Raw genomic sequence first — 1,502 nt, 5'->3', positions numbered from 1 at the left:
GAAGATAGACCGCAAAATCCATTAGGTAAAAGTATTTTATATATAGTTTTATTTGTAATAGTTTTTAGTATTGCTTGGCTAATACTAGCTAAGGTTGATATAGTAGTAAGTGCTAGTGGTAAAGTAGTTCCTGATGGAGAAATTAAAATAATCAAACCTTTAGAAAACGGAGTAATTTATAAAATTCTTGTAAAAGAAGGTGATAAAATAAAAGCAAATGAGCCTTTAATATTAGTTGACCCAAGTGTATCTAAAGTCAATTTAGAAAGTAAAAAAGAGAATTTAAAAGCTTTAGAAGATAGTTTAAAAAGATTAAATGCACTAAGTAACGAGAGTGAATTAAAAGATGTTAGCAATGCAGAATTAAGCCTATATCAAAACCAATTAAATAGCTTTAAAAATAGCATAAACACTTATGAATTTAAAATCAAACAAACTATTAATTCATTACAAGCCAATAAAGAAGAATTAAAAAGATTAGAAATAGAGCATAAATACACAAGCTCAAAATTAAATAGACTTAGCAAGGTAAAAGATATAATCGCTTATAAAGATTATGAAAATTTATTAAAAACAAAGCAAGATTTACAATTACAAATACTTGTAAATAAAAACAAATCTTTAGAATTAGAAAATAAATTAAACGAACTCACAAAAGAACTTGAGAGCTTTAAAGCAAATTTTATTGCTAAAAATTATGATGAACTCTTAAAAACTAAAAATGAAATAGCATTATTAAAGGCAGATATAAACGCGATAGAATTTCAAAGCCTAAGGCAAGTTATTTCATCACCAGTTGATGGATATGTAGGAAAATTATTTGTAAATACTGAAGGAAGTTCTGTATCAAGCAATGAGCAATTAATATCAATAATCCCAATTGATAAACCACTTATAATAAAAGCAAATGTATTAAATCAAGATATAGGATATCTTAAAAAAGAGCAAAATGTAGCTATCAAAATAACCACATTTAATTTTCAAAAATACGGCAAACTAGATGGAATTTTAGAACATATTGGAAACGATGCTATAAAAGATGAAAAATTAGGAGATATTTTTGAAATTAAGGTAAAACCTTTAAAAAATCATTTGATAGTAGATGGGGAAGTAAAAGAAATAGAACCAGGAATGCAAGTAATAGCTGAAGTAAAGGTTGGCAAAAGAAGAGTAATAGAGTTTTTCATATATCCTATTATTAGATATCTTGATGAAGGGCTTAGTATTAGATGAGAATTATTTTTGTTTTTCTTATAATGCTTAGCACATCAATAGCTAAAGATTTTTACACCATACTAGACTATGCACTTAAAAATTCTCCTATCATAAATATCGCAAAAATAGATATTAAAAGTGCTAATTATAATTATGATTTTTATAAATCATATTTATATCCAGAATTATCATTTAATGCAGATTTTAAGTATTCAAATACAAAAAGTAATGATTATAAAAGAGAGCTTTTTAGCGATTATAACAATCATCAAAGCACAATATCACTT

At 25.4% G+C, this 1,502-nt stretch carries 2 protein-coding genes; both read left to right on the top strand.

Annotated features, from left to right (window positions below):
• Positions 1-1,233: HlyD family type I secretion periplasmic adaptor subunit (locus KJQ97_RS09230; protein ID WP_214120665.1), on the top strand; the 1,233-nt coding region annotated here is incomplete at its 5' end.
• Positions 1,230-1,502 (top strand): TolC family protein (locus KJQ97_RS09225; protein ID WP_214120664.1); only part of this gene is annotated, 273 nt, incomplete at its 3' end. The genes KJQ97_RS09230 and KJQ97_RS09225, both read left to right, overlap by 4 nt.

It is taken from the genome of Campylobacter sp. 2018MI01 (genome assembly GCF_018501205.1).
Lineage (GTDB): Bacteria > Campylobacterota > Campylobacteria > Campylobacterales > Campylobacteraceae > Campylobacter_E.
Note: the sequence above shows the minus strand (reverse complement) of the source record. Positions and strands in the feature narration are given on the sequence as shown.